The 24,528-nt window shown below is 67.1% G+C and carries 23 protein-coding genes; 10 read left to right on the forward strand and 13 right to left on the reverse strand.

The window, feature by feature from the left end; translation table 11 throughout:
* Positions 1-82: 82 nt before the first annotated feature.
* The 5 genes from M5E06_RS02110 to M5E06_RS02130 all read left to right on the forward strand — a co-directional run bounded on the left by M5E06_RS02110 (position 83) and on the right by M5E06_RS02130 (position 6,984).
* Positions 83-3,181: a hybrid sensor histidine kinase/response regulator gene (locus tag M5E06_RS02110; protein WP_252136974.1), complete on the forward strand. Its 3,099-nt coding sequence runs from the start codon at positions 83-85 to the stop codon at positions 3,179-3,181.
* 226 nt (positions 3,182-3,407) lie between these two features.
* On the forward strand, positions 3,408-4,259 hold the full coding sequence (locus M5E06_RS02115; protein ID WP_252136975.1) for an electron transfer flavoprotein subunit beta/FixA family protein: 852 nt from the start codon (positions 3,408-3,410) through the stop codon (positions 4,257-4,259).
* Between the two features lie 25 nt (positions 4,260-4,284).
* Positions 4,285-5,364 (forward strand): electron transfer flavoprotein subunit alpha/FixB family protein, encoded by a 1,080-nt coding sequence (locus M5E06_RS02120; RefSeq protein ID WP_252136976.1) that lies wholly within the window; start codon positions 4,285-4,287, stop codon positions 5,362-5,364.
* Positions 5,365-5,392: 28 nt separating this feature from the next.
* Positions 5,393-6,694: an FAD-dependent monooxygenase gene (locus M5E06_RS02125; protein WP_252136977.1), complete on the forward strand. Its 1,302-nt coding sequence runs from the start codon at positions 5,393-5,395 to the stop codon at positions 6,692-6,694.
* Entirely contained in the window at positions 6,691-6,984 is a 294-nt protein-coding gene (locus M5E06_RS02130; RefSeq protein ID WP_109154362.1) for a ferredoxin family protein, read from the forward strand. The genes M5E06_RS02125 and M5E06_RS02130 overlap by 4 nt, the downstream gene beginning before the upstream one ends.
* Before the next feature lie 161 nt (positions 6,985-7,145).
* On the opposite strand, the gene M5E06_RS02135 is transcribed toward M5E06_RS02130, so the two are convergent.
* The gene (locus M5E06_RS02135; protein ID WP_252136978.1) at positions 7,146-7,601 is read right to left on the reverse strand and encodes a response regulator; all 456 of its coding nucleotides are present in this window, start codon (positions 7,599-7,601) and stop codon (positions 7,146-7,148) included.
* 273 nt (positions 7,602-7,874) lie between these two features.
* Here M5E06_RS02135 and M5E06_RS02140 point away from each other — a divergent pair, with 273 nt between their 5' ends.
* The gene (locus M5E06_RS02140) at positions 7,875-8,177 is read left to right on the forward strand and encodes a hypothetical protein (protein ID WP_109154361.1); all 303 of its coding nucleotides are present in this window, start codon (positions 7,875-7,877) and stop codon (positions 8,175-8,177) included.
* A 55-nt stretch (positions 8,178-8,232) separates the two neighbouring features.
* On the opposite strand, the gene nifW is transcribed toward M5E06_RS02140, so the two are convergent.
* The 6 genes from nifW to M5E06_RS02170 all read right to left on the reverse strand — a co-directional run bounded on the left by nifW (position 8,233) and on the right by M5E06_RS02170 (position 13,244).
* Positions 8,233-8,568, reverse strand: coding sequence for a nitrogenase-stabilizing/protective protein NifW (gene nifW / locus M5E06_RS02145; protein WP_252136979.1), 336 nt, complete (start codon positions 8,566-8,568; stop codon positions 8,233-8,235).
* Positions 8,569-8,581: 13 nt separating this feature from the next.
* On the reverse strand, positions 8,582-9,409 hold the full coding sequence (cysE, locus tag M5E06_RS02150; RefSeq protein ID WP_252136980.1) for a serine O-acetyltransferase: 828 nt from the start codon (positions 9,407-9,409) through the stop codon (positions 8,582-8,584).
* On the reverse strand, positions 9,406-10,527 hold the full coding sequence (gene nifV, locus M5E06_RS02155; protein ID WP_252136981.1) for a homocitrate synthase: 1,122 nt from the start codon (positions 10,525-10,527) through the stop codon (positions 9,406-9,408). Before nifV ends, cysE begins: the two co-directional genes overlap by 4 nt.
* Before the next feature lie 134 nt (positions 10,528-10,661).
* Positions 10,662-11,867 (reverse strand): cysteine desulfurase NifS, encoded by a 1,206-nt coding sequence (nifS, locus tag M5E06_RS02160; protein ID WP_252136982.1) that lies wholly within the window; start codon positions 11,865-11,867, stop codon positions 10,662-10,664.
* Positions 11,868-11,871: 4 nt separating this feature from the next.
* Positions 11,872-12,792: a Fe-S cluster assembly protein NifU gene (gene nifU / locus M5E06_RS02165; protein WP_252136983.1), complete on the reverse strand. Its 921-nt coding sequence runs from the start codon at positions 12,790-12,792 to the stop codon at positions 11,872-11,874.
* A 56-nt stretch (positions 12,793-12,848) separates the two neighbouring features.
* Positions 12,849-13,244, reverse strand: a complete 396-nt coding sequence (locus tag M5E06_RS02170; protein ID WP_109154355.1) for a HesB/IscA family protein — start codon at positions 13,242-13,244, stop codon at positions 12,849-12,851.
* Between the two features lie 311 nt (positions 13,245-13,555).
* On the opposite strand from M5E06_RS02170, the gene M5E06_RS02175 reads away from it, so the two are divergent.
* Positions 13,556-14,068: a hypothetical protein gene (locus tag M5E06_RS02175; protein WP_252136984.1), complete on the forward strand. Its 513-nt coding sequence runs from the start codon at positions 13,556-13,558 to the stop codon at positions 14,066-14,068.
* A gap of 141 nt (positions 14,069-14,209) precedes the next feature.
* On the opposite strand, the gene M5E06_RS02180 is transcribed toward M5E06_RS02175, so the two are convergent.
* The gene (locus tag M5E06_RS02180) at positions 14,210-15,325 is read right to left on the reverse strand and encodes an alkene reductase (protein WP_252136985.1); all 1,116 of its coding nucleotides are present in this window, start codon (positions 15,323-15,325) and stop codon (positions 14,210-14,212) included.
* Positions 15,326-15,471: 146 nt separating this feature from the next.
* On the opposite strand from M5E06_RS02180, the gene M5E06_RS02185 reads away from it, so the two are divergent.
* Positions 15,472-16,134, forward strand: a complete 663-nt coding sequence (locus M5E06_RS02185; protein ID WP_252136986.1) for a TetR/AcrR family transcriptional regulator — start codon at positions 15,472-15,474, stop codon at positions 16,132-16,134.
* 18 nt (positions 16,135-16,152) lie between these two features.
* Here the strand turns inward: M5E06_RS02185 and rarD are convergent, their stop codons facing one another.
* On the reverse strand, positions 16,153-17,079 hold the full coding sequence (gene rarD, locus M5E06_RS02190; protein ID WP_252136987.1) for an EamA family transporter RarD: 927 nt from the start codon (positions 17,077-17,079) through the stop codon (positions 16,153-16,155).
* Positions 17,080-17,182: 103 nt separating this feature from the next.
* On the reverse strand, positions 17,183-18,121 hold the full coding sequence (locus M5E06_RS02195; protein ID WP_252136988.1) for a hypothetical protein: 939 nt from the start codon (positions 18,119-18,121) through the stop codon (positions 17,183-17,185).
* Between the two features lie 169 nt (positions 18,122-18,290).
* Between M5E06_RS02195 and M5E06_RS02200 the strand changes: the two genes are divergently transcribed.
* Positions 18,291-18,626: an NHLP leader peptide family RiPP precursor gene (locus tag M5E06_RS02200; protein ID WP_252136989.1), complete on the forward strand. Its 336-nt coding sequence runs from the start codon at positions 18,291-18,293 to the stop codon at positions 18,624-18,626.
* Between the two features lie 66 nt (positions 18,627-18,692).
* Here M5E06_RS02200 and grxD read toward each other — a convergent pair whose 3' ends face one another.
* The 3 genes from grxD to purB all read right to left on the reverse strand — a co-directional run bounded on the left by grxD (position 18,693) and on the right by purB (position 20,803).
* Positions 18,693-19,034: a Grx4 family monothiol glutaredoxin gene (grxD, locus tag M5E06_RS02205; RefSeq protein ID WP_109154349.1), complete on the reverse strand. Its 342-nt coding sequence runs from the start codon at positions 19,032-19,034 to the stop codon at positions 18,693-18,695.
* Positions 19,035-19,121: 87 nt separating this feature from the next.
* Complete coding sequence (locus tag M5E06_RS02210; protein WP_109076367.1) at positions 19,122-19,361, reverse strand: BolA/IbaG family iron-sulfur metabolism protein; 240 nt, start codon at positions 19,359-19,361, stop codon at positions 19,122-19,124.
* 146 nt (positions 19,362-19,507) lie between these two features.
* On the reverse strand, positions 19,508-20,803 hold the full coding sequence (gene purB / locus M5E06_RS02215; RefSeq protein WP_109076368.1) for an adenylosuccinate lyase: 1,296 nt from the start codon (positions 20,801-20,803) through the stop codon (positions 19,508-19,510).
* 449 nt (positions 20,804-21,252) lie between these two features.
* Between purB and M5E06_RS02220 the strand changes: the two genes are divergently transcribed.
* Positions 21,253-24,525, forward strand: coding sequence for a bifunctional diguanylate cyclase/phosphodiesterase (locus M5E06_RS02220; RefSeq protein WP_252136990.1), 3,273 nt, complete (start codon positions 21,253-21,255; stop codon positions 24,523-24,525).
* Positions 24,526-24,528 lie beyond the last annotated feature (3 nt).

Consider the following 24,528-nt stretch of genomic DNA (forward strand, 5'->3'; position numbering starts at 1 on the left):
CTGGCGGCCATTCCCCGACATATGGTAAGGTCGCCCGCGCGCCGGGGTGGAAAAAGCGCGGTTGTTTCGCCGGGGGGCCGTGATGAGCGACGAATTCCTGTTCGCGGAGGAGGAACCCACCGTCGAGGTGGCGGCCGAGGCTGCCGAACCGGTCGAACCCTGGCTGATCCTGATCGTCGACGACGACCCCGCCATCCACGCCACCACCAAGATGGTGCTGCGCGGTTTCGCCTTCGAAGGGCGTCCGGCGCAGTTCCTATCGGCCGCCACTGCGGCGGAGGCGCGCGGGGTGCTGCGCGACAACCCGGCCATCGCGGTGATCCTGCTGGACGTCGTGATGGAGTCCGACGACGCCGGCCTGCGTCTGGTCCGCTACATCCGCAACGAACTGAGCAACCGCCGTGTGCGCATCATCCTGCGCACCGGCCAGCCGGGGCAGGCGCCGGAACGCGACGTCATCCTCAGCTACGACATCAACGACTACAAATCGAAGACGGAGCTGACGGCGCAGAAGCTGTTTACCTCCGTCGTCGCCGCGCTCCGCGGCTACCAGGACATCACCGCCATCGAGGACCACCGCGAGGGGCTGGAGCGCATCCTCGACTCCTCGTCCACCCTGCTGGGCAAGCGGACGATGGCGGAGTTCGTGCGCCATGCCGTGGCGCAGATCGTCGGCGTCTGCCCGCCCGCAAATGGAATGACGGTGGGCGGGGTGGCGCTGGTCAGCCGCCTGTCCGACGGGCCGCGGCCGGCGGAGCCGCTGGTGCTTGGCGGCGCCGGCTGCCATGTCGGGATGGAGGGGACACCGCTGTTCCTGGCCCTGCCGCCCGATGCGGTGCAGGCGGTGACGGCGGCGCTGTCCGACGGCCGCAACCGCTACGAACGTGGCCACAGCGTTCTGGTCTTCCGCTCCGCCACCCGGCACCACGACACCGCGGTGTATCTCGGCCATGGGCGGGCGCTGACCGCCGACGAGCGCAGGTTGCTGGAAGTGTTCTGCGCCAAGGTCGCCATCGGCTTCGACAACGTCCATTTGTACGAGGAACTGACCGAGCTGAACCGCAGCCTGGAGGGCCAAGTGGCGGAACGCACGCGCGACCTCGTGGCGGCGCGCGAGGCGGCAGAGGCGGCGCGGTCGGAGGCGGAGGCGGCCAACCAGGCGAAGTCGCTGTTCCTGGCGACGATGAGCCACGAGATCCGCACGCCGATGAACGGCATCCAGGGCATGCTGGAACTGCTGGAGCACACCAGCCTGACCGGCGACCAGCGCGAGCTGGTCAGCGTGGTGCGGGAGTCGGCCGGCGCGCTGCTGACGATCATCAACGACATCCTCGACTTCTCGAAGATCGAGGCCGGGCGGCTCGACCTGGAGCGGGTGCCGGTCTCCCTCGCCAATGTGGTGGAGGGTGTGGCCGAAACGCTGGCGCCGGGCGCACGGGGCAAGGGGCTGTCGCTGGTCACCTACATCGACCCCGATCTGCCGGCGGAGGTCGTCGGCGATCCGGTCCGCATCCGGCAGGTGCTGTTCAACATCGCCGGCAACGCGGTGAAGTTCACCCAGTCCGGTTCGGTGACCATGCGGGTGGAACTGGCGCAGTTCGACGGCGACCGCGTTACCATCCGCGTCGCGGTGACCGACACCGGCATCGGCATTTCCAAGGAAAATCAGGTTCGCCTGTTCCGCCCCTTCACCCAGGCGGAGGCATCGACCACCCGGCGTTTCGGCGGCACCGGGCTGGGTCTGTCGATCTGCCGGCGTCTGGCCGAACTGATGGGCGGCGACATCGGCGTCATCAGCGAGGTCAATGTCGGCTCCACCTTCTGGTTCACCTTCGCCGCCGATCTGGTTCCGGCGGCGATCGAGCCCGCCCCGGCGCAGCGGGCGCCGCTGCAGGGGGTGACCGTGCTGCTGCTGGCGGCGGATGCGCAGGAGCGCGGCTTCCTCGCCCGCTATCTGAACGCCGACGGCGCCCAACTGGTGGAGGCGGCCGACGCTGAGGCGGCCTTGCGCACCCTATTGCCGACCGCCGCCTGCGACGTGCTGGTCTCCACGCTGGGCACCGACCTTGCGGCGCTGGACAATGACCCGCGCGGCCGGGTGCGCGGGCGCGTGCTGATCGGTGGCGACGCGCTGACCGCGGGCGATGCGGCGGAGTTGGGCGCGTCCGGCGCCGGGACCGTGGTTCTCGGCCGCCCGGTGCGGCGGGGCGGGCTGGTCCGCGCCATCCTGGCCGCCGCCGGGCGGATGGCGGCGGGGGAGGGCGGCCGTACCGATCGCCATACCGAACCGGAACCCGCCACCCCGGCGGCCGGCCGGCGCCGCCTGCCCACGGTGGAGGAGGCGCGGACGCAGGGCCGGCTGATCCTGGTGGCGGAGGATCATCCGACCAACCGTCAGGTCATCCAGCGCCAGCTGACCCTTCTCGGCCATGTGATGGAGACCGCGGAGGACGGCGCCCAGGCGCTGGCCATGTGGCGGGCCGGCGGCCATGGCCTGCTGCTGACCGACTGCCAGATGCCGGAGATGGACGGCATGGAACTGGCCCGCAGCATTCGCGCCGCCGAGGCGGCCGGTGGGGGCCCGCGCCTGCCCATCGTCGCCATCACCGCCAATGCGACGGAGAACGAAGCGCAGCTTTGTTTGGCGTCGGGCATGGACGACACGCTGGCCAAGCCGGTCAGCCTCGCCGACCTGCGCCGGGTGGTCGACCGTTTCCTGCCCCCGACGGAGGGCGAGGGTCGGGACGGGGAGGACCCATTCGAGCCGCAGCAGGAGGTTCCGAAGGTGACCGATGAGTTGCAGCAACCCGCCCCTCGGCCGGCATCTCCGCCAACCCCCGCAATCGCCGACCTGCCGCCGCTCGATCTTGAGGCGCTGACCGTGCTGTTCGATGGCGACGGCGAGTTCGTCCGGCATCTGCTGGGCGAGTTCGTCACCTCCAACTGCGCCTCGCATCGCTGGCTGTTGGACGCGCTGGCCGGCGAGATCTGGGACGAGGTGCGGCAGGCCGCCCATAAGCTGGCGGGATCCTCGCGCACCGTCGGTGCCCGCGACCTCGCCGCCGCCGCCGACGCGGTGGAACTGGCGGTGATCGACCACCGGCTGGAGGGCATCACCGCCCTGGTCGCCCGCGTCGGCATCGAGTTGGACCGCGTCATCGCCCATATCGAGGCGGTCTGATCCCTCACCCGCAGCGGCTGTAGCGAAACCGACATGAGCGTCCCCTTGTCGCCTTTGCGACAAGGGGGCAGCGCATCCCGCTCTTCAGAAAAATCCTGCATTTCCCGTGACTTGGCCGGCTCCCGCCGGCTGGCACGCCGCTTGCTGTTCTGGGTGTATCCCGGCCCGGTGCCGGCCCCAAACCCACATGCGCGTCACAGCGAGAGCGGAAGCCAAGGAGAACGGGATGCACATCGTCGTCTGTATCAAACAGGTGCCCGACAGCGCCCAGATCCGCATCCATCCCGTCACCAACACCATCATGCGGCAGGGCGTGCCCGCCATCATCAACCCCTTCGACCTGTTCTCGCTGGAAGAGGCGCTACGGCTGAAGGACAAGGTGGGCGCCCGCGTCACCGTGCTGACCATGGGGCCGCCGATGGCGGAGACCTCGCTACGCAAGGCGCTGTCGCTGGGCGCCGACGACGCGGTGCTGCTGACCGACCGCAAATTCGCGGGCTCCGACACGCTGGCGACCTCCTACGCCCTGACCTCGGCTATCCAGAAGCTGGCGGAGGAGGAGCTGGTCGACATCGTCTTCTGCGGCAAGCAGACGGTCGACGGTGACACCGCCCAGGTCGGCCCCGGCATCGCCACCCGTCTCGGCTTCGAGCAGCTGACCTACATCACCAAGATCGAGGACCTGAACACCGCGTCCAAGGAGATCGTGGTGCAGCGCCGCTCCGAAGGCGGCGTGCAGGTGCTGAAGACCAAGCTCCCCTGCATGATCACCATGCTGGAAGGCACCAACACCATCCGCTTCGGCAAGATGGACGATTTGTTCCGTGCCGCCCGCTACGAGCTGAAGACCTGGAGCCGCGACTTCACCGGCGCCGAGGAGGGCCGCGTCGGCCTGAAGGGTTCGCCGACCGTGGTGTCGAAGGTGTTCGTGCCGAAGCCGCGCGCCGAGAAGGCGAAGATGATCGTCGCCGACGCCGATACCCCCGACGCGATGGCCGCCGCCGCCATCGACGCCATTTTCGCCGCCCAGCCCAAGCTGGCCGGCGACCTGCTCGCCCGCGCCGCGGCCGGGCTCTGACGATCCATCCGCGGGAGACCCGACGATGAGCGAACCGAGCAAGCCCCAGGGCCGCAAGTTCCAGCTTCCCGAACACCTCAAGGTTTACCAGAACGTCTGGGTGATCGTGGAGCAGGAACGCGGCATCGTCCACTCCGTGTCGCTGGAACTGCTGGGCGAAGCCCGCAAGCTGGCCGACAAGCTGGGGGTGGAGGTCGGTGCCGTGGTTCTGGGCGCCGAAAGTCCTGACCTGAACCGCATCTGCGGCGACGCCATCGGCTATGGCGCCGACATCGTCTACAAGGTGACCGACCCGGCGCTGGCCGACTACCGCACCGATCCCTATTGCCGCGTCATGACCGAGGTGGTGAACACCCACAAGCCGGAGATCGTGCTGCTGGGCGCCACCACGCTGGGCCGCGATCTGGCCGGCGCCATCGCCACCACGCTGGCGACCGGCCTGACCGCCGACTGCACCGAGCTGGACATCTACGCCGACAACCGCTCGCTGGCCGCCACCCGGCCGACCTTCGGCGGCACGCTGCTCTGCACCATCCAGACGCTGGCCTACCGGCCGCAGATGGCCACCGTCCGCCCGCGCGTGATGGCGATGCCGGAACGCGACGACTCCCGCACCGGCCGCGTCGTCGAAATCCAACCGGATCTGCGCGAAGAGGACATCGTCACCAAGGTCCTGAATTTCATCGCCGACCGCGAGCAGAACGAGGCGCAGCTGGCCTTCGCCGACATCATCGTGTCGGCCGGCAAGGGGCTGGGCAAGGTCGAGAACATGAAGCTGGTCTTCGACCTCGCCAAGGTTCTGGGTGCCGAGGTCGGCGTGACCCGGCCGCTGGTCCAGGCCGGCTGGGCCACCAACGACCGTCAGGTCGGGCAGACCGGCAAGACGGTGCGGCCGAAGCTCTACATCGCGGCCGGCATCTCCGGCGCCATCCAGCATCGGGTCGGCATGGAGAGGTCGGACCTGATCCTGGCGATCAACACCGATCCCAACGCGACGATCTTCGACTTCGCCCATCTCGGGCTGGTCGGCGACGCGCTGAAAATCCTGCCGGCGCTGACCGATGCCTTCGGCCGCCGCCTGTCCGTCAACCGCATGGCCGGCTGACCGCCGGACGAGAAAGGAGCCTGTCGACATGGTCGAAAAGTTCGATGCCATCGTCATCGGTGCCGGCCCGTCCGGCAATGCCGCGACCTACACGCTGGCGAAGCAGGGGCTGAAGGTGCTCCAGTTGGAGCGCGGCGAATATCCCGGCGCCAAGAATGTCCAGGGCGGCATCATGTACGCCCATGAGCTGGAGAAGATCATCCCGGACTTCCGGGACGATTGCCCGACCGAACGCCACATCATCGAACAGCGCGTCTGGCTGCTGGGCGACGACAATTACGTTGGCACCAACTACCGCTCGGAAGCCTTCAACAGCGACAAGCCGAACCGCTACACCATCATCCGCGCCAACATCGACAAATGGTGGGGCGAGCAAATCCGCAAGGTCGGCGGTCTCCAGATCTGCGAGACGACGGTGACGGAGCTGATCCGCGATGCGTCCGGCAAGGTCATCGGCGTGCGCACCGACCGCGAGGGCGGGGAAATCCATGCCGACGTCGTCATCATGGCCGACGGCGTCAACGCCTTGCTGGCCAAGCGCGCCGGCCTTCAGGATGAAGCCGCGCCGGAGAATGTGGCGCTGGCGGTCAAGGAAATCCTCTTCATCGATCCGGAGCTGATCCAGCAGCGCTTCGGCATCAAGGAGGACGAAGGCGTCGTCATCGAGATCATGGGCAAGGTGACCAAGGGGATGGTCGGCACCGCCTTCCTCTACACCAACAAGGAATCGCTGACGATCGGCATCGGCTGCCTGATCTCCGACTTCAAGAACGGCGATTGCCCGCCTTACCGGATGCTGGAGGATCTGAAGAAGCATCCCGTCATCAAGCCGCTGATCGAAGGGGCGGAGATGAAGGAATACGCCGCCCACATGATCCCCGAGGGCGGTTACAAGGCGGTTCCGCAGCTCTATGGCGACGGCTGGATGGTGGTCGGCGACGCCGCCCACTTCAACAACGCCGCCCATCGCGAGGGTTCCAACCTTGCCATGGCGTCGGGCCGGATGGCGGCGGAGACGGTGATCGAGCTGAAGGCCGCCGGAAAGGGCTACAGCGCGTCGAACCTGGCCGCCTACAAGAAGAAGCTGGATGACAGCTTCATCATGAAGGACCTGAAGAAGTACCGCGAGCTGCCGGGCATCATGCACGGCAACAAGCAGTTCTTCGGCGCCTATCCCGACGAAATCACCGCGGCGGCCCACAACTGGTTCACCGTCGACAGCATCGACAAGAAGTCGAAGGAAAAGCAGATCATGAAGTCCTTCATCAAGCGCCGCTCGGTGATGGGACTGGTCGGTGACGCAATCAAGCTGGTGAGGGCCGTGCGATGAGCATCATGGTCAAGGTCGAAGAGAAGCTTTATCAGAACCGCTACATCGTCGATGAAAGCCGGCCGCACATCCAGATCAAGAGCGTCGAGGCCTGCCAGAGCTGCGAACGCCAAGCCTGCACCTTCTGCTGCCCGGCCGCGTGCTACAGCAAGAACGAGACAGGCGGCGTGACGCTGGTGACCGACGGCTGCCTGGAATGCGGCACCTGCCGCGTCGTCTGCCAGGACAAGGGCAACATCGCCTGGGACTATCCGCGCGGCGGTTACGGCATCAGCTACAAGTTCGGCTGACCGGGTCCGTTTGGTGTCTTCCCCCGGAACTGAATGGCCTCCGCGCGGCCTTGCGCGGGGGCCGATTTGTTTTTGGGGAGTGGTGTCGTCGGGGAAAGTCATTGCCCCCTCCCTAACCCTCCCCCTCTTCGAGGGAGAGGGGACTGCCGCAGCTCCGCGACTTACTCCCTCTCCCGCCGTGGGCGGGGGAGGGTTGGGGAGGGGGCCTGTGCCGGGGCTTCCCTCAACGTGTCCACCGCGTGGCCCAGCGCCCGCTGCAGTTCGGCCGGGAAGTAGGGTTTGCGGACGAATCCGAAGGGGTCGCACTCCGCGGCACGGTGGCGGGTCTCGGGGTCGCCGAAGGCGGAAGTGAAGATGCAGCGGATGCCCGTCCGCTCGCGGATCGCCGCCGCCGCCTCGATCCCGTCGCGGGGCCCCAGCAGGCGGATGTCCATCATCACGACATCCGGACGCAGGCGTTCGGCCGCCTCGACCGCGGCGTCCGCATTGTCCTCGATCCCGACGACGGCGAATCCCAGCATCCCGAGAATTTCCTCCAATGCCATGGCGGCGAGGCTCTCGTCTTCAATGATGAGGATGCGCAGGGGAGCGTCGGAGGCAGGCGTAAGATCTGTCATCGTGATCGCATAGAGGGCTGTCACAGCGATTTTACAGGAGCCGAGTGATCGGCAAACCAAAAAGCGCAGGATTATGACCAATGGCGCAGCCTGCGCCGAACGCATGGGTCACGGAGCGGAAGCGTCGCAGGATGTCGCCGCACCCTTGTTTTTTACCCGTACGACGCACCATCTCTGTCTCAGGGGTGTTTTCACCAGCGAGCATTGCGGACCCGTGCCTGTCCATTATGGACGGCCGGCGGGGCCGCTCCCTTTTCCATGAGGAGACCGGCGATGGACCTGCGAGTCTGTTTCGAAAACATGGAAAGCGTCAACGTCAACGACGCGGCGATGATGAAGCATTACACCAAGAGCTATCTCGCGGATTTCAATCCGGAATGGGCCGGATTCATCATGTTGCCCCATGACGAGACGCTGCGCGCGACGATGGAGCCCGCCTGGCAGGTGCTGATCCGCGACGCCTCGCCGCGGACGGAGCAGGAACTGCTGCGCTACATCGACGAGAACCCGATGGCGGCCTATCACGTCCATGTCTACCGGCGCGACGGCGGCCGGAACGAGAGCAAAATCCACTGACGGCAAAGGGGGCGCTGCAAGACGCCCCCTCCGTCAAAGCTCTTGCGCCGGCGATTCAGCCGACCGGCGATCCCAACAGGCTGTCGAGCGGGACGAAGCGGTCGGCCATCTTGCGCGCTTCTTCCTTGTGGACCTTGAAGGTCTTTTCCGCGATGGCGTTGGACACGACGAAGTCCTGATAGGCGCGTTCGAGGTGAAAACGGTAGCGCGCCGACATGCCGTCGTTGTCCAGCCCCTCCATCCCATGGTCCGCCGACAGGTAATCGTGGAAGCGCTGCAGGATGTGCAGGCGGTTCACATTGATCACGCGCTGGTCGTAAGTGACGTGGAAGAAGCGCAGGAAGTCTTCCGCGGTTTCCAGATCGTCGAGGTCATCGGTGAAATCGCTCATCGTCGAAGACTCCTCACGCATGCTGCTGGGTGGAGCGGGAGGGGCCGCAGCCCTCCTGATCGCAGATGTTTCCACAGGCGCTGCAGGCAACGCCGTCCAAACGGGCATCGCCCAGCCGCATTTCCGACAGTCGGATGTTCTTATCAGGAAACTGTGACGGTACGGTTGCGGTGTGAGCATCCAACCGGGCTTCGATGCGGTTGATGTGCTCGATCAGGCAGGCGATGGCCTTTCCGACCGGGTCCGGCATCAGATGATGTTCCAGGTCGATGCCATGTCCGGAAAGATTACGGCCGGAAGGATGGCGCTGCGCTTCCGGCCGCACCACCCGGCCGGGGATACCGACCACGGTCATGCCATCCGGTACCGGCTTGATCACCACCGAATTGGCGCCGACCCGCGCGTTGGTGCCGACGGTGATCGGCCCCAGGATCTTGGCGCCGGCACCGACCAGCACGCCGTCCATCAGCGTCGGGTGCCGCTTGCCCTTGGTCCAGGAGGTGCCGCCCAGCGTGACGCCGTGATAGAGCGTCACGTCGTCGCCGATCTCGGCCGTCTCGCCGATCACCACGCCGGCGCCATGGTCGATGAAGAAGCGGCGGCCGATGCGGGCGCCGGGATGGATGTCGATGTTGGTCACCGCGCGGGCGACATAGGACAGGAAGCGCGCCGGCCAGCGCAATTTTCGTCGCCAGGCTGCATTGGCGAAGCGGTGCATCACCAGCGCGTGGATGCCTGGATAGCAGGTCAGCACGTCGAAGACGTTGCGCGCCGCCGGGTCGCGGTCGAAGACGCAGGCGACGTCCTCGCGCAGCAGAGCGACGATGCCGGGCTTGGTCATGTCGCCGCCTCCAGGAAAGCGTGCAACTCCTCGGGCGTGGGCGGCCGTTTGGCGCGGGTGGCCAGCGCGCGGACGCGCGGCAGCACCGCCTGGGCCGTGGCGTCGTCGCAGGCGATGCCCAGCCGTTCATAGGCCAGCTTCACCGCCGCGGTTCCGGAATGCTTGCCCAGCACGATGCGGTGCTCGCGCCCGACCTCGGCCGGGTCGAAATTCTGATAGGTGGCGCGGTCGCGCAGCAGCCCGTCGACATGGATGCCGGCCTCGTGGGTGAAGACGGCGGACCCGACGATCGACTTGTTGACCGCCACCGGCCGGTTGGAGGCCCGCTCCACCAGATCGCTGATGGTGCCGAGCGACCGCGTCTCCACGCCGCTGTCGATGTGGTAGAGGTGTTTCAGCGACACCACCACCTCCTCCAGCGGCGCATTGCCGGCACGCTCGCCCAAACCGTTCACTGTGGTGTTGACGTGGGTGGCCCCGCCCAGAACCGCCGCCAGCGAGTTGGCGTTGGCGAGGCCTAGATCGTCGTGGGCGTGGATCTCGATCTCCAGGTCGGTGGCCCGGCGCAGCCGTTCGATGCAGGTGCGCGTCTGGAAGGGGTCGAGCACGCCCAGCGTGTCGGCGAAGCGGAAGCGCCGCGCGCCCGCCTCCTGCGCCACGGTGACGGCGGCGATCAGGAAATCCATGTCGGCACGCGACGAATCCTCGCCACCGACGCTGACCTCCAGCCCATGGTCGCGCGCCTGTTTGACTTTGCGTTCGATTTCCGCGAGCGCCCAGGTCCGGCTGCGCTTCAGCTTCTTCGTGATGTGGATGTCGGACACCGGCATCGACAGGTTGACGAAGCCGACATTGCAGGACAGCGCCGCCTTCAGGTCGGTGTCGTGCATGCGGCACCACACCATCAGCCGTCCCTTCAGCCCCAGCGTGGCCACGGCGCGGATGCCCTCGCGCTCCTCCTCGCCCATGGCGGGGATGCCGATTTCCTGTTCCGGCACGCCGGCGGCATCGAGCGCGCGGGCAATGGCGATCTTCTCGTCGAGCGTGAAGGCGACGCCGGCGGTCTGCTCGCCGTCGCGCAGCGTGGTGTCGTTGATGGTGGCGAAGGTGGTGGGCATGGGGGCACCTCGCGCGCGGGGGCAAGCACCGCCCCCTTCAGAAGTGTCGCAGGCCGGGCTGGGGACCCGCCCCGACGGGGTGTCGTCGGGCGGGGTGCCGGGACGGGCCATCGACCCGGCCTGCGATTCCGGTGTTACGAATAAACGGGTGCGAATTCCTTCGGCCGGTCCGCGCCCTGCTGCCAATAGGGCGACAGGCTACGCAGCTTGGCGATGATGCCCGGCACCACGGCGATGACCCGGTCGATCTCCTCCTCCGTCGTGTCGCGCGACAGCGAGAAGCGGGTGGCGCCATGGGCTGCGGTGTAGGGCACGCCCATGGCGCGCATGACGTGGCTCGGCTCCAGCGAGCCCGAGGTGCAGGCGGAACCGGAGGACGCGGCGATTCCCGCCTCATTCAGCAGCAGGAGGATCGCCTCGCCCTCGATATATTCGAAGGCGATGTTGCAGGTGTTGGGCAGGCGGTTGTCCGGGTTGCCGGTGACGAAGCAGCTCGGCACCGCCGCCAGGATCGCCTGTTCCAGCTTGTCGCGCAGCGCCTTCACCCGCGTGTTCTCCTCGCCCATATGGACCAGCGCCAGCTGGGCGGCGGCACCCAGCCCGACGATGCCCGGCGCATTCTCGGTCCCGGCGCGGCGGGAGCGTTCCTGATGGCCGCCGCGCAGCATCGGGCGGTAGCGCAGGCCGCGCTTGACGTAGAGCGCGCCGATGCCTTTGGGAGCGTGCAGCTTGTGGCCGGACAGCGACAGCATGTCGATGGCGCTGTCGGCCAGCTTCATCGGGATCTTGCCGAGCGACTGCACCGCGTCGGTGTGGAAGAGGGCGCCGGCCTCCTTCGCCATGCGCGCCAGTTCCTCCACCGGGAAGATCGTCCCGGTCTCGTTGTTGGCCCACATGATGGAGACGATGGCGACCTGATCGGACAGCGCCGCGCGGTAGGCCGCCATATCAAGGTTGCCCTTGCCGTCCACCGGGATGCGGTGGACCTTATAGCCACGCTTCTTCTCCAGATACTCGCAGAGCGCCAGCACACCGGGGTGTTCGACCACGCTGGTGACGATCTCGCGCTTCTTCGGATAGGCCTCCAGAGCCGACAGGATGGCGGTGTTGTCGCTCTCCGTCCCGCCGGAGGTGAAGACGATCTCGCTGTCATGGGCGGCGCCGAGCAGGGCCTGAACCTGCTTGCGCGCCCATTCGATCTTGCCGCCCACCGCGGCGCCGAAGCCGTGCATCGACGACGGGTTGCCGAAATGCTCGGTGAAGAGCGGCAGCATCTCCTGCAACACTTCCGGATCGACGCGGGTGGTGGCGTTGTTGTCGAGATAGATGCCCTGGCTCATGGCATTAAGCTCCCACTGGCATCAGAGAGGCGGGCTTGACCCGCACGAACTCGCCGAGCTTCTCGACCAGCTTCATCTGCACGCCCATCATCGTCCCGGCCGACTGCGAACAGCCGGAGCAGGCGCCGGAGAGCCGGACGTAGATGTCCTTGCCGTCGATATCGACCAGCTCCACATCGCCGCCGTCGCGCTGGATTTGGGGGCGCATCTCCTCGATGGCGCTCATGATGACCTGCATGCGCTGGACATTCGTCAGCTTTGGCGCCGCGGCCGGTTCGGCCTTGGGTTCCAATGGCTTGATGGCGTCGAGACCGACGGTGCCGGGGGCATGCTTCTTGGCGGGCTTCAGGGCGCCGGTCTTCGCCAACACCTCTTCCAGCACCTCCTCGATCTTCTCGTGGCAGGTCTGGCAGGAGCCACCGGCCTTGGTGTAGTGGGTGACCTCCTCCAGCGAGGTCAGGCTGTTGACGGTCACCGCGCGCTCGATCATCGCGGCGTCGATGCCGAAGCATTTGCAGACCAGCTCGCCTTCCTCATGATCGTCTTCCCACGCCTCGCCCTTGTAGTTGGCGATGGCGGCGCGCAGGGCCTCGGCACCCATGACGGAGCAGTGCATCTTCTCCGGCGGCAGGCCGCCCAGATACTCGGCGATGTCGCGGTTGGTCAGGGTCAGCGCCTCGTCCACCGTCTTGCCGATGATCATCTCGGTCAGCGCGGAGCTTGAGGCGATGGCCGAGCCGCAGCCGAAGGTCTGGAACTTCGCATCCAGAATGATCTGGGTGTCGGGATCGACCTTCAGCATCAGACGCAGCGCGTCGCCGCAGGTGATGGAGCCGACCTCGCCGACCGCGTTGGCGCTGTTCAGGACACCGGAGTTCTTCGGGTTGAAGAAGTGTTCCTTGACCTTGTCGGTGTAGTTCCACATGTCGCTGCTGCCTTTCCGTGGGGTGCGCGCCTAGGGGAAGAATGTCCGGGGAGGGATCAGTGGGTCGAATAGGGGGCCGACGATCCGCAACTGGACGAGGAGGTCGAGCAGGAGCCGCCACCGCCTTCACCGGCCGAGAAGGACTTGCCGCAGCCGCAGCTGCTGGTCGCGTTCGGGTTGTCGAACTTGAAGCCGGAGCCTTCGATGCCCTCGACGAAGTCGACCACCACGCCCGACAGGAAGGGCTGGCTGTTGGCGTCGACGAAGATGGTGACCGGGCCGAAGCTGAGCACCGCGTCGTCGTCGCCGGCCGCCGCCTCCAGGCCCATTTGGTATTTCAGGCCGGCGCAGCCGCCGTCGGTCACCGCGATCCGCAAGCCGGCGGCGGCACCGCCCGACTTCGCCAGTACCCGTTCCAGGGTGGAAACCGCCGCATCCGTCAGAGTCACCATGTCCCGCCTCCTCAAGCCGCGTTGCCGGGGGTGCCGGCCGATCTGGCGAAGACTAGAGCAAGGGCTGTGCCAAACCGGCAAAGTATTGATTTGCAAGGATTGTAAGCTGGGGATGGCGTGGCGAGAGTCCGACAATGTTTCGCCTTCCAACGATTTTGTCGGGTTTGGCGCGTGTCGGTTTTGCGACAGCCGCGACACTTCGCCGCACAAAATTAATGTGGTCTTTCCCTGTGCCTACGCGCCTACCATGGGACGTCGTCGGTGCGTCGGATGGTTGATTGCTGCAGCGGAAAATCCAGGCGAGGGAAGCGATGAGCGACGAACCGATCGAACTCAGGATGTCGAACGGCCGCATGGCCTTCGGCGATGTGCCGGAACAGATCGACGAGTTGCTGCAGAAGGCAGTGAAGGCCCGCGACGTGCCCGACGCCTGCGAGGCGCTGCTGTGGGAGGCGCACCGCAAGGGGCCGCGGGTGCTGCCGGTCTTCTACGCGCTCTACAAATTCTACTTCAACCGCAAGAAGCTGGGCGAGGCGGAGCGGGTGGCCCGCATCGGGCTGGATGCCGCGGCATTGCAGGGCGGCTTTCCGGCGGACTGGTCGCAGCTGACGGCAGGCTCCACCGACTGGACGGCGGCCGGGCCGGCGCGCTTCTTCCTGTTCACCATGAAGGCGCTGGCCTTCATCGAACTGCGCCGCCACAACCGCGACAGGGCGCTGGCGATCCTCGCCAAGATGGCGGAGATCGACCCGGCCGATCAGGTCGGCTACGGCACCATCGCCGCGCTGGCTCGCGGACTGGATGGCGAGGGCGGGGCGGGGTAACGGCCGCAAAAAAAGCCCCCCGGCCCAGGGGGGAACCGGGCCGGGGGCAGCGGGGATTTGCGTCTCACGACGCACTCACGACGCGCTCTCTCACGTCGAGAGTTATTGCGGCCCCGCCGGGGCAGGGAGGCCGCAAACCGGTCAGGCGGCGACGGACTCCAGGGCCGGATAGTCGGTGTAGCCCTTGGCGTCGCCGCCGTAATAGGTGGTGCGGTCCGGCTCGGCCAGCGACGCATCGGCACGGAAGCGCACGGCCAGGTCCGGGTTGGAGATAAAGGCCTCGCCGAAGCTGACCGCGTCGGCCTCGCCCTTGGCGAGTGCGGCGTCGGCGTCGTCGCGGCTGTAGCCGCCATTCAGGATGAACGGACCCTTGAAGGCGGCGCGCAGGGCGGACGCCACATGCGGCGCACCCTCCGGCGGAGCCATATGGTGGCCGGGCCGGCCTTCGATCACATGCAGATAGGCGAGGTTGAACGGGTTCAGCGCCTTGGTGATCGCCAGGAAATGCGGCAGCGGGTCGCTGTCCTTCATGTCGTTGAACACGCCGGTCGGCGACAGGCGGACACCGATGCGGTCGGCGCCGACGGCATGGGCCGTGGCCTCCAGGATTTCCAGCAGGAAGCGGCAGCGGTTCTCCACCGTCCCGCCATACTGGTCGGTGCGGGTGTTGGTGCTGTCGCGCAGGAACTGGTCGATCAGATAGCCGTTGGCCGCGTGGATCTCGACGCCGTCCAGACCGGCATCGAACACCGCGCGCTTGGCGGCGTCGGCGAAGTGACGGACCAGAGCGGGAATCTCGGCGGTCTCCAGGGCGCGGGGCACCGGGAAGGGCTCCATGCCGGCGCCGGTGTAGAGCTGGCCCTTCGCCGCGATAGCCGACGGGGCGACCGGGGCGGCGCCGTTCGGCTGGAAGCGCGGGTGGGAGATGCGGCCGACATGCCAGAGCTGGGTAACGATCCGCCCGCCGGCGTCATGCACGGCGTCCGCAACCGCGCGCCAAGCCAGGGTCTGGGCGTCGGTGTGGATGCCCGGCGTGTTGGGATAGCCCTGGGCGGTGTCGCAGACCTGCGTCGCCTCTGTGATGATCAGGCCGGCGGAGGCGCGCTGCGCATAATATTCGGCGGTGAGCGCGGTCGGGCAGTTGCCTTCGCCGGCGCGGCTGCGGGTCATCGGCGCCATGACGACACGGTTCAGCAGCTCGATGGCGCCGAGGCGCAGCGGGGTGAACAGGTCAGGCTTTGCAGTGCTTTGCGGCATGGCGGGACTACCCCCTCTTGGCCCCTGTTGGGCAAATCAGCTTGTATGTATGTGAGTACATACTTGAACCAGAGCCCGCCGCTTGTCAAGTATGTATCTGCATACTTATTATGAAGCTGACGGGACGCACCGGAGAGGGACGGGCTTTGGACGCAAGCAAGGAAGATGACGGCTGTTGCCCCGGCAACGGGACCGAGGGCGCGTGCGAGGGTGGGGCGCGCAAGCGCGACCGCGCGGCGACCGAGGGCGCGCTGCTCGACGCCGCCAAGCTGGTGTTTGCAGAGCGCGGATTCGATGCGGCGACGACGCGCGAGATCGCCGGGCGGGCCGGGGTCAACGAACAGCTGATCCAGCGCTATTTCTCAGGAAAGAGCGGTCTGCTGCTGGCGGTGGTGGAGCGCTATTGGCGCGAGGAAGCGGGCGGCTGCGACCTGCCGCCGCCGGACGATGACCTGGAAACCGACCTTGGCCGCTTCCTGCACGCGCAGTTGAAGCACAGCTGGAAATGCCGCGACTTCACCCGCGTTGTGCTGGCCCGCGCGCTGGTCGATCAGGCGGTGGCGGACGAAATGGCGCGCACCCTGTCGGAGAGCCGCATCCCCTGCCTGCTGAGGCGGCTGGAAGGCTTCCGCGCGCGCGGCGCGATCGCCGCCGATGCCGACCTCGCCAATGTGGCGGCCGGCATCGCGACGCTCAGTTTCGGGCTGGGCTTCCTCGATCAGGTGGTGTTCGGCCGCGACGATGCCGGCATCTGCGCGATGGTCGGCACGCTGGCCCACACCATCGCCCATGGACTGACGCCTCGCTGACGCGGCGGTAGGCCGCCGCTATTCCGCGGCGGCGGCGGCGCGGGTTGTGCTGCGATGGCTGTGGACCGCGTCGGCGGTAAAGACCGCCAGCGCCACCCAAATGCAGGCGAAGGTGATGGCGTGGTTGCGGGTGAAGGCCTCGCCATAGACCAGCACGCCCAGCAGAAGCTGCCCGGTCGGCCCGACATATTGCAGCAGCCCGAGCGTGGTCATGGTCAGCCGCGTCGCGCCGAACATGAACAGCACCAGCGGCACCGCCGTCATCGGTCCGGCCAGCACCAGCAGCGTGCTCTCGCCCCAGCCATGTCCGAAGGCGCCGTCGCCGCCCAGCCACAGCAGATAACCGAGCGCAGCCGGCAGCAGCAGGGCGGTTTCCACAAGCAGCCCGATCACCGGGTCGATCGCCGCCTTCTTGCGAACCAGGGCGTAGAAGCCGAAGGACAGCGCCAGCGACAGGGCGACCCAGGGCACGGTGCCATAGCTGACGACAAGGCTGCCGACGCCGGCCGCGGCGATGGCGACCGCCAGCATCCGGCCGCGGCTGAGCCGCTCATGCAGGAACAGCACGCCCAGCAGCACATTGACCAGCGGGTTGATGAAGTATCCCAGGCTGGCCTCGACCAGCCGGCTGTTCACCACCGCCCAGATGAAGACGGTCCAGTTGACGGTGACCAGCAGGGTGGTGACCACCAGAATGCCCAGCCGGCGCCAGCTGCCCACCGCAGCGACGACTGCCGTCGGCCCGCGGGTCGCCAGCACGCCGATGCCGACCAGCACCACGGTCCACACCACGCGGTGCGCGACGATCTCCACCGCCCCGACATCGCCCAGCGATTTGAAGAAGACCGGGTTGACCAGCCCCCAGATCAGGTAAGAGGCCAGCGCCGCGACGAACGCTGCGGTTGTGGAGATCGGGGCCTTGGCGGGCGGCGGGGTCTGAACCATACCGTCCGTTTAGCACATTGTTTGTGCAATCCGGCAGCGGGGCGCCGGGCATGGCGGGGCTGCGCGCCGGGCATCGCTTCGCGGCATGCTAGAAACCGATATGCTAAAAATTGAGCGGGCGCTCGCTCGTCATCATCCGGTCGATCCAGTGGGCGTGCGGCGCGAACCTTCGCTCGAACAACCGCCACATGCCGGACTGGCCGCTGGCCGTCTCGATGACCGCCACCGAATCGCCGCCATGGCGGGCGGCCACCCGCTCAGCCCCCTCGGCATAGGCGCCCATCAGCCAGCCGCGGCGGTCATAGGGTGGGCGGACCCAGCCGATGGGGAAGAACCAGCGCGACAGATCGGGCTGATGCACGCACAACGCCCAGCCGACGATGACGTCGTCCGCGCCGATGACCAGCGACAGGTCGGGGTCCAGCATGCCGCGCCAATGGGTGGGCCGTGCCCAGACCGGCGCCTTGCCGCGGTCGATCAGCGCCTGGGCGAGCGTTTCCGCCTCCCTCCCGCGCTCCCGCCAGGACCACAGGCGGAAGCCTTCCGCCGTCATGCGCGTCATCAGCGAATCGCGATCACGGAAGACCTTGACGGTGTCGCGCACGGCCCCGCAGATGCGCAGCCGCGACGGTTCCGGTTCCGGCCAGCCGGCGGCGCGCAGGGTGGCGGCGAAGGGATCCGCCGCCGGCAACCGGCTGGAGTAACTGACGGCCAGTTGCCGGACGCCGAGTGAGGGCAGGGCGCCCTCCAGCGCCGCCAGCAGCCGCAGCGCCAGTCCGCGCCGGCGCCAGGGCCGGGCGACGGTCAGCGACAGCAGCGTCTGCTCTCCCGCCTCCAAGGGGCGGCCCGGCGATACGGCCGACAGCGCAAGGCTGACCGGCCGGTCACCGTCCCACGCGGCAACGGCGCAGGGCCGGCAAAGCCGTTTCTCTTCCGGGTCGGTGAGCGACAGCAGGGAGCGGTAGGACGCCCAGGTCAGCGGTGCCACCGCGTCGGCTTCGTCCGGAGAGACGGGGCGAATAACTTCTGATTGAGTTATCATGGACCAAGTTCCCGCCGACGCATCCGCGTAACGCCAGATAGCGCAATACAATTTCCGCTTGCCGGTTCGTTGATTGCATGTATATAGCGATCTTATTGCCGCGTCTATGCTTGCTGGACCGGTGCATCGATACGGTTTCAGTTCTTAAACAATTGCGGAAAGGTGGGTTATGACTTCGCAGGCTGGTGTCGATCCTCTGCTGCAACTCCGTCGTCAAGCCGAAGCCGCCCTGGTGGATCGTGCGCAATCCGACGCTGCGTTCCGCACCCTGCTGGTCAAGGACCCGCATGCGGCCCTGAAGACCCTGTTCGGCACCGATCCGATCCCCGGCATCGCCATCAAGGTGGTGGAGGAGCAGCCGGGCGAAATGACCCTGGTCCTGCCCGCCGCCGATCAGAGCGAGCTGCCGGACGACCTGCTGGACCTCGCCTCCGGCGGGACCAGCTTCTCCGCCTTCATCCTCTACGGCCCGAACGACGCGCCGCCGAAGCCGAAGAAGAAGTAACGGCACACAAAGAAAAAGCCCCGCCGGAGCGGGGCTTTTCTGTTTCGGCCTGGACCGGCGATGCCGTCAGGCGGCGGCGCCGGTGGCGACGCCCTTGTCGGCCATCAGGGTCTGCAGTTCGCCCGACTCGTACATCTCGCGGACGATGTCGCAGCCGCCGACCAGCTCGCCCTTGACGTAGAGCTGCGGGAAGGTCGGCCAGTTCGAGTATTCCTTCAGGCCCTGGCGCAGGCCCGGATCCTCCAGGATGTTGACGCCCTTGAACTTGACGCCGGTATGGCTCAGCACCTGGACGACGGCGGCGGAGAAGCCGCACTGCGGGAACACCGGGGTCCCCTTCATGTACAGCACGACATCGTTGTTCTTGATGTCCTGCTCGATGCGCTCGACGACGTTCTGATCGACCATGACTCGATAACCCTTCCGATTAGGCCCGGCGGTGCCGGGACCTTGTCCAATGTGACGAATACTCAGGCGCCTTCCGGCATCTGCTGTTCAGGCGCCTTCCGGCACCGCGGTGGTCAGCGCCAGGGCGTGCAGTTCGCCGCCCATCTTTCCCTGCAGGGACGCGTAGACCATCTGGTGCTGCTGCACCCGGCTCTTGCCCTTGAAGGTGGCGGAGGTGACGAGCGCGGCATAGTGGTCGCCATCGCCCCGCAGGTCGGCAATCTCCACGACTGCGTCGGGGATGCCTTCCTTGATGAGCTTTTCGATCGTGGCGGCTTCCATCGCCATGGGTACAGTCCTCGTTCTGTTCAGGATTGCCCCGCCCGGGCACGTGCTTCTCGAGATAGATTAGGTGCGGCCGGGCCGTTTGTCATCCACCGGCAAATATTTGCCGTTCTGCGGAAGACGCCGTAACGGCCCGCGCCATCAGCAGGTCACTCGCCGAACACGCGCTTGAACACGGTGTCGACATGCTTGGTGTGGTAGGACATGTCGAACATCGGCTCCAGCTTGTCGCGGCCGATATGCTTGGCGATGTCGGGATCTGCCGACAGCAGGTCCAGATAGTTGCCGCCCTTCTCCCACACCTGCATGGCGTTGCGCTGCACCGCCTTGTAGCTGTCCTCGCGGCTCATGCCGGCCTGGGTCAGCGCCAGCAGGACGCGCTGCGAGAAGACCAGACCGCCCAGATCGTCCAGGTTCTTCTGCATGCGCTCCGGATAGACCACCAGCTTTTCCATCATGCTGGTCAGGCGCACCAGGGCGAAGTCCAGCGTGACGGTGGCGTCGGGGCCGATCATGCGCTCGACCGAGCTGTGCGAGATGTCGCGCTCGTGCCAGAGCGCCACGTTCTCCAGCGCCGGGACCACGGCGGAGCGGACGATGCGGGCCAGACCGGTCAGGTTTTCCGACAGGACCGGGTTGCGCTTGTGCGGCATCGCCGACGAGCCCTTCTGGCCGGGGTGGAAATACTCCTCCGCCTCGCGAACCTCGGTGCGCTGCAGGTGGCGGACTTCCGTCGCCAGATTCTCGATGCTCGACGCGATCACCCCCAGCACGGAGAAGAAGAAGGCGTGGCGGTCGCGCGGGATGACCTGGGTCGACACCGGCTCCACCGACAGGCCCAGCTTGGCGGCGACATGCTCCTCCACCCGCGGGTCGATGTTGGCGAAGGTGCCGACGGCGCCGGAAATGGCGCAGGTGGCGATGTCCTGGCGCGCCTGGACCAGACGCTCGCGCCCACGGGCGAAGGCGGCGTAATGGCCGGCCAGCTTCAGGCCGAAGGTCGTCGGCTCGGCATGGATGCCGTGGCTGCGGCCGATGGTGACGGTGTTCTTGTGTTCGTACGCCCGGCGCTTCAGCGCGGCCAGCAGGGCGTCCATGTCGGCCAGCAGCAGGTCGGCGGCCTGGGTCATCTGCACGGCGAGACAGGTGTCCAGCACGTCCGACGAGGTCATGCCCTGGTGGACGAAGCGGGCCTCGGGGCCGACATACTCGGCGAGGTTGGTCAGGAAGGCGATGACGTCGTGCCGGGTCTCGCGCTCGATCTCGTCGATGCGGTCGATTTCCCACTTGCCGCGCTCCCACACCGCCTTGGCGGCGTCCTTCGGGATCACGCCCAGCTCGGCCTGCGCGTCGCAGGCGTGCGCCTCGATCTCGAACCAGATGCGGAAGCGGTTTTCCGGCTCCCAGATGCGGGCCATTTCGGGGCGGGTATAGCGGGGGATCATCGGCACTCTCCGGAGGATGCGGGCGCTGGGTCTCGGGCGCTGGGTCGGGGGTGGCTTGCGGGTCTCAAAGCCACGCGCGCGCGACCATAGCGGTGCCGGGGGGCGTTTTAAAGCCTCACGATGCGCCATGCCCGACCCGGCCCGGACATGGCCACGATCGGGCGCCGGCGGCGGCCTGCGGCGTCATTAATCTTCGCGGTCGAATCGTTGCCGGCCGAAGGGAATCCGCACCTAAGATTGAATGGACCGACTTTCCGCCGATTCCCTGTCCGTTCGCCGCGGCGCCACCCCATGGCGATCAAGGGGAGAGGAAAACAGTCAAAGAGTCGCGCCGCGGTGGATTTGGTTCGCTCGCAGTTGAATCGGCGCGAGCATTAAGCAACACTTGCACAGCGCATCGGGGCTGGCCCAAGCTCGCATCCGGAAAGCCTATCCGAAGGGAGCCCTTCTTGTCCGACCCCGTCGTCGAACTGGTCCGTGCGCCGTCGCGCTCGTCCGACGAGGCCCGGCTCTACCGCCTGCAGTTCCTGGCGTCGATGGCGCTGGTGTCGGCACTCGTCCTCGGGCTTGGCTTCTACTTCGTCTGGCAGCATTGGGCGGACCTGGAGCACGACCTGCACCAGAGCGAGACGCGCTATCTCCAGGAGCAACGTCAGACCCTGATGCAGGAGGTGGAGAACGCGCAGTCCTATCTGGCCTACATGCGCTCGCGCGTCGAACCGCTGCTGAAGGACCATCTGCGCACCCAGGTGAACGAGGCCTATGCCATCGCCCGCAGCGTCCATGACCGGGAACGGAACATCCTGCCCGAAGCGGCGGTGAAGGAATCGATCAAGCAGACCCTGCGGCCGCTGCGCTTTTCCGGCGGTCGCGGCTACTACTTCATCCACGACATGAACGGCAACTCGGTCCTGATGCCGGTGGACCCGTCGCGGGAGGGGACGCCAAAGGACGGGACGTCGCCCTCCGCCGTGCCTGACACGGCGGAGGATTCGGTCGTGGACGAGCTGATGCGGGCTGCCCATGACCCCAACCGGCGCGGCTTCGCCCGCTATCGCGTGAACCAGCCCGACGATCCGACGCAGACCGTCGACAAGCTGGCCTTCGTCCGTCTGTTCGAACCCTATGACTGGCTGATCGGAGCCAGCGATTCGCTGAGCGCCGTGGAGACGCGGCTGCAGCATGAATCGCTGGATCGCCTGCGCGCCTTCCGATTCGGCGAGACCGGCTTCATCGGCGTGCTGCGCCAGGACGGGCAGGTGCTGCTGTCGCCCACCGCCCCGGCGTCGGAGGGAATGAACGCCCGCGACCTGCCCTGGAAGACCGAGCGCGACATCGTCACCCGCATGCTGGACGTCGGGCGTCAGGGCGGCGGCGAACTGCGCTACGACTGGATCCATCCGGTCTCGGCGCGGCCGACGCCGAAGATGGCTTATGTTTCCGCGCCGAACGTCTGGGGCTGGATCCTGGTCGCCGGCTCCTACATCGACGATGTCGGCCGCGAGATGGAGGCCCGCCGGGCGGAGATCAGCCGCGGCGTCAACCAGCGGGTCTGGACCACGGTCGCCGTGCTGGGCGTGGCGCTGGCGGCCTCGGTCGGCGTGTCGTGGCTGGTCACCGGCTGGATCCGGCGCATCGTCGGCAGCTACCAGCTGCGGGTCCGGCACAGCGACAGCATGCTGCGCGAACGGGCGCGCCAGCTCTATCTCGCCAACTTCTTCATCGACCATGTGTCCGAGATCGTCGTGCTGGCCGATGCCGGCCTGCGCATCGCCTACGTCAACCCATTCGGCTGCAAGGCGCTGGGCGGCAGGCTGGACGATCTGGTGATGGGGCAGGCCGACCTGCTGAAGCGCTTCGCCGCGGAGGGCGAGGACGCGGCCAGCCATTACGAGACCGCCTATCTCACCGCCGACGGCCGCATGCTGGAGCTTGAGGTCACCGCCAGCCGCATCACCTACGAGGGCGACGTCTATTACTCCGCCATCGCCCGCGACATCAGCGAGCGCAAGCGGGCGGAATGGCAGCTGCGGCTGTCGGCCAAGGTGTTCGACAACGCGGCGGAGGGCATGTTCGTCGCCAACGAACACCGACAGATCGTCGCCGCAAACGATGCCTTCTCCCGCATCACCGGCTATGGGCGGGACGAGGTGCTGGGCCGCGGCCCGGAATTCCTGCGCTCCGACCGCAACCCGTCGGAATTCTATGACGAGCTTTGGGCGCAGCTGCGCGCCGAGGGCCATTGGGCCGGCGAGATCTGGAGCACCCGCAAGAACGGCGAGGTGTTTCCGGAATGGCTGAGCGTCAAGCTGGTCAGGAACGAGGACGGCGCCGTCGCCAACTACATCGCCGCCTTCACCGACATCACCGAGACCCGCGCGCAGGAGGAGCGCATCCGCCATCTGGCGCAGTTCGACTTCCTGACAGACCTGCCCAACCGCTTCCTGCTGCGCGACCGGCTGGAGCGCGCGATCCTGGCCGCCGGCCGCCACGGCACCAAGGTGGGGCTGCTGTTCGTCGATCTCGACCGCTTCAAGACCATCAACGACAGCCTGGGCCATCAGGTCGGCGACGGCCTTCTGCGCGAGGTGGCGGTGCGGCTGAGCGGCACCGTGCGGGCCAGCGACACGGTCAGCCGGCAGGGCGGCGACGAGTTCATCATCCTCATCAGCGACATGGACAGCCCCGACGCCGCCGGCATCGTCGCGCGCAAGGTGCTGCACGCCCTGTCGGAACCCTATCTGATCGACGGGCACGAGCTGCAGGTCACGCCGTCCATCGGCATCGCGATCTATCCCGACGACGGCACCGGCATCGACGCGCTGCTGAAGAGCGCCGACATGGCGATGTATGCCGCCAAGGAGGCCGGGCGCGCGACCTACCGGTTCTTCACGCCGGAGCTGAACCGCCGTGCGTCGGAGCGCATGTGGACGGAAAACAACCTGCGCCGCGCCTTGGCCAACAACGAGCTGGAGCTGCATTTCCAGCCGCAGTTCTCGCTGGACGACCGCCGGCTGGTCGGGGCGGAGGCGCTGGTTCGCTGGCGCCAGCCCGACGGCACGCTGATCATGCCCGGCCAGTTCATTCCGGTGGCCGAGGATACCGGCCTGATCCTGCCGCTCGGCGACTGGGTGCTGGGCGAGGCTTGCCGCCGGGTGTCTGAACTGCTGCGCCACCGCGACCTGCTGATCGCCATCAACCTGTCGGCGGTGCAGGTGCGCCGCCCCGGATTGGCGGAGCGGGTGGCGGGCTGGCTGTCTGCCTACGGCATCCCGCCGTCGGCGCTGGAGCTGGAAGTGACGGAAAGCGTCCTGATGGACGAGTCCGATGTGGTCTCGGAAACCTTCTCGCAGTTGCGCGAGATGGGCGTGCCGCTCGCCATCGACGATTTCGGCACCGGCTATTCCTCGCTGGCCTATCTGAAGCGCTTCCGCGTCGACAAGCTGAAGATCGACCGCAGCTTCGTCAGCGGCCTGCAGGCCGACGACCCGGACAGCGGCGCCATCGCCGAGGCGATCATCGGCATGGCCCGGTCCTTGCGCATGCAGACGCTGGCCGAAGGGGTGGAGACGGAGGAGCAGTACGACTGCCTCGCCGGGATGGGCTGCGACCAGTGCCAGGGCTATCTGCTGGGCCGTCCGATGCCCTACGAAGATTTCCTGGAGTTCGTCCGCCGCGATGCCGCCGCGGCCGGGCTGCTGGTGGCGGAGGTGGTGGACTAGGCG

Source organism: Azospirillum sp. A1-3 (genome assembly GCF_023806445.1).
Lineage (GTDB): Bacteria > Pseudomonadota > Alphaproteobacteria > Azospirillales > Azospirillaceae > Azospirillum.

Coding starts and splice junctions, on each gene's coding strand:
- M5E06_RS02195 (WP_252136988.1), bottom strand. CDS start 18,121: ATGATAACTCAATCAGAAGTTATTCGCCCCGTCTCTCCGGACGAAGCC.
- grxD (WP_109154349.1), bottom strand. CDS start 19,034: ATGGTCGATCAGAACGTCGTCGAGCGCATCGAGCAGGACATCAAGAAC.
- M5E06_RS02180 (WP_252136985.1), bottom strand. CDS start 15,325: ATGCCGCAAAGCACTGCAAAGCCTGACCTGTTCACCCCGCTGCGCCTC.
- M5E06_RS02200 (WP_252136989.1), top strand. CDS start 18,291: ATGACTTCGCAGGCTGGTGTCGATCCTCTGCTGCAACTCCGTCGTCAA.
- purB (WP_109076368.1), bottom strand. CDS start 20,803: ATGATCCCCCGCTATACCCGCCCCGAAATGGCCCGCATCTGGGAGCCG.
- M5E06_RS02210 (WP_109076367.1), bottom strand. CDS start 19,361: ATGGCGATGGAAGCCGCCACGATCGAAAAGCTCATCAAGGAAGGCATC.
- nifW (WP_252136979.1), bottom strand. CDS start 8,568: ATGAGCGATTTCACCGATGACCTCGACGATCTGGAAACCGCGGAAGAC.
- M5E06_RS02170 (WP_109154355.1), bottom strand. CDS start 13,244: ATGGTGACTCTGACGGATGCGGCGGTTTCCACCCTGGAACGGGTACTG.
- M5E06_RS02175 (WP_252136984.1), top strand. CDS start 13,556: ATGAGCGACGAACCGATCGAACTCAGGATGTCGAACGGCCGCATGGCC.
- rarD (WP_252136987.1), bottom strand. CDS start 17,079: ATGGTTCAGACCCCGCCGCCCGCCAAGGCCCCGATCTCCACAACCGCA.
- M5E06_RS02110 (WP_252136974.1), top strand. CDS start 83: ATGAGCGACGAATTCCTGTTCGCGGAGGAGGAACCCACCGTCGAGGTG.
- M5E06_RS02135 (WP_252136978.1), bottom strand. CDS start 7,601: ATGACAGATCTTACGCCTGCCTCCGACGCTCCCCTGCGCATCCTCATC.
- cysE (WP_252136980.1), bottom strand. CDS start 9,409: ATGACCAAGCCCGGCATCGTCGCTCTGCTGCGCGAGGACGTCGCCTGC.
- M5E06_RS02130 (WP_109154362.1), top strand. CDS start 6,691: ATGAGCATCATGGTCAAGGTCGAAGAGAAGCTTTATCAGAACCGCTAC.
- M5E06_RS02120 (WP_252136976.1), top strand. CDS start 4,285: ATGAGCGAACCGAGCAAGCCCCAGGGCCGCAAGTTCCAGCTTCCCGAA.
- nifS (WP_252136982.1), bottom strand. CDS start 11,867: ATGAGCCAGGGCATCTATCTCGACAACAACGCCACCACCCGCGTCGAT.
- M5E06_RS02140 (WP_109154361.1), top strand. CDS start 7,875: ATGGACCTGCGAGTCTGTTTCGAAAACATGGAAAGCGTCAACGTCAAC.
- M5E06_RS02125 (WP_252136977.1), top strand. CDS start 5,393: ATGGTCGAAAAGTTCGATGCCATCGTCATCGGTGCCGGCCCGTCCGGC.
- nifU (WP_252136983.1), bottom strand. CDS start 12,792: ATGTGGAACTACACCGACAAGGTCAAGGAACACTTCTTCAACCCGAAG.
- M5E06_RS02115 (WP_252136975.1), top strand. CDS start 3,408: ATGCACATCGTCGTCTGTATCAAACAGGTGCCCGACAGCGCCCAGATC.
- nifV (WP_252136981.1), bottom strand. CDS start 10,527: ATGCCCACCACCTTCGCCACCATCAACGACACCACGCTGCGCGACGGC.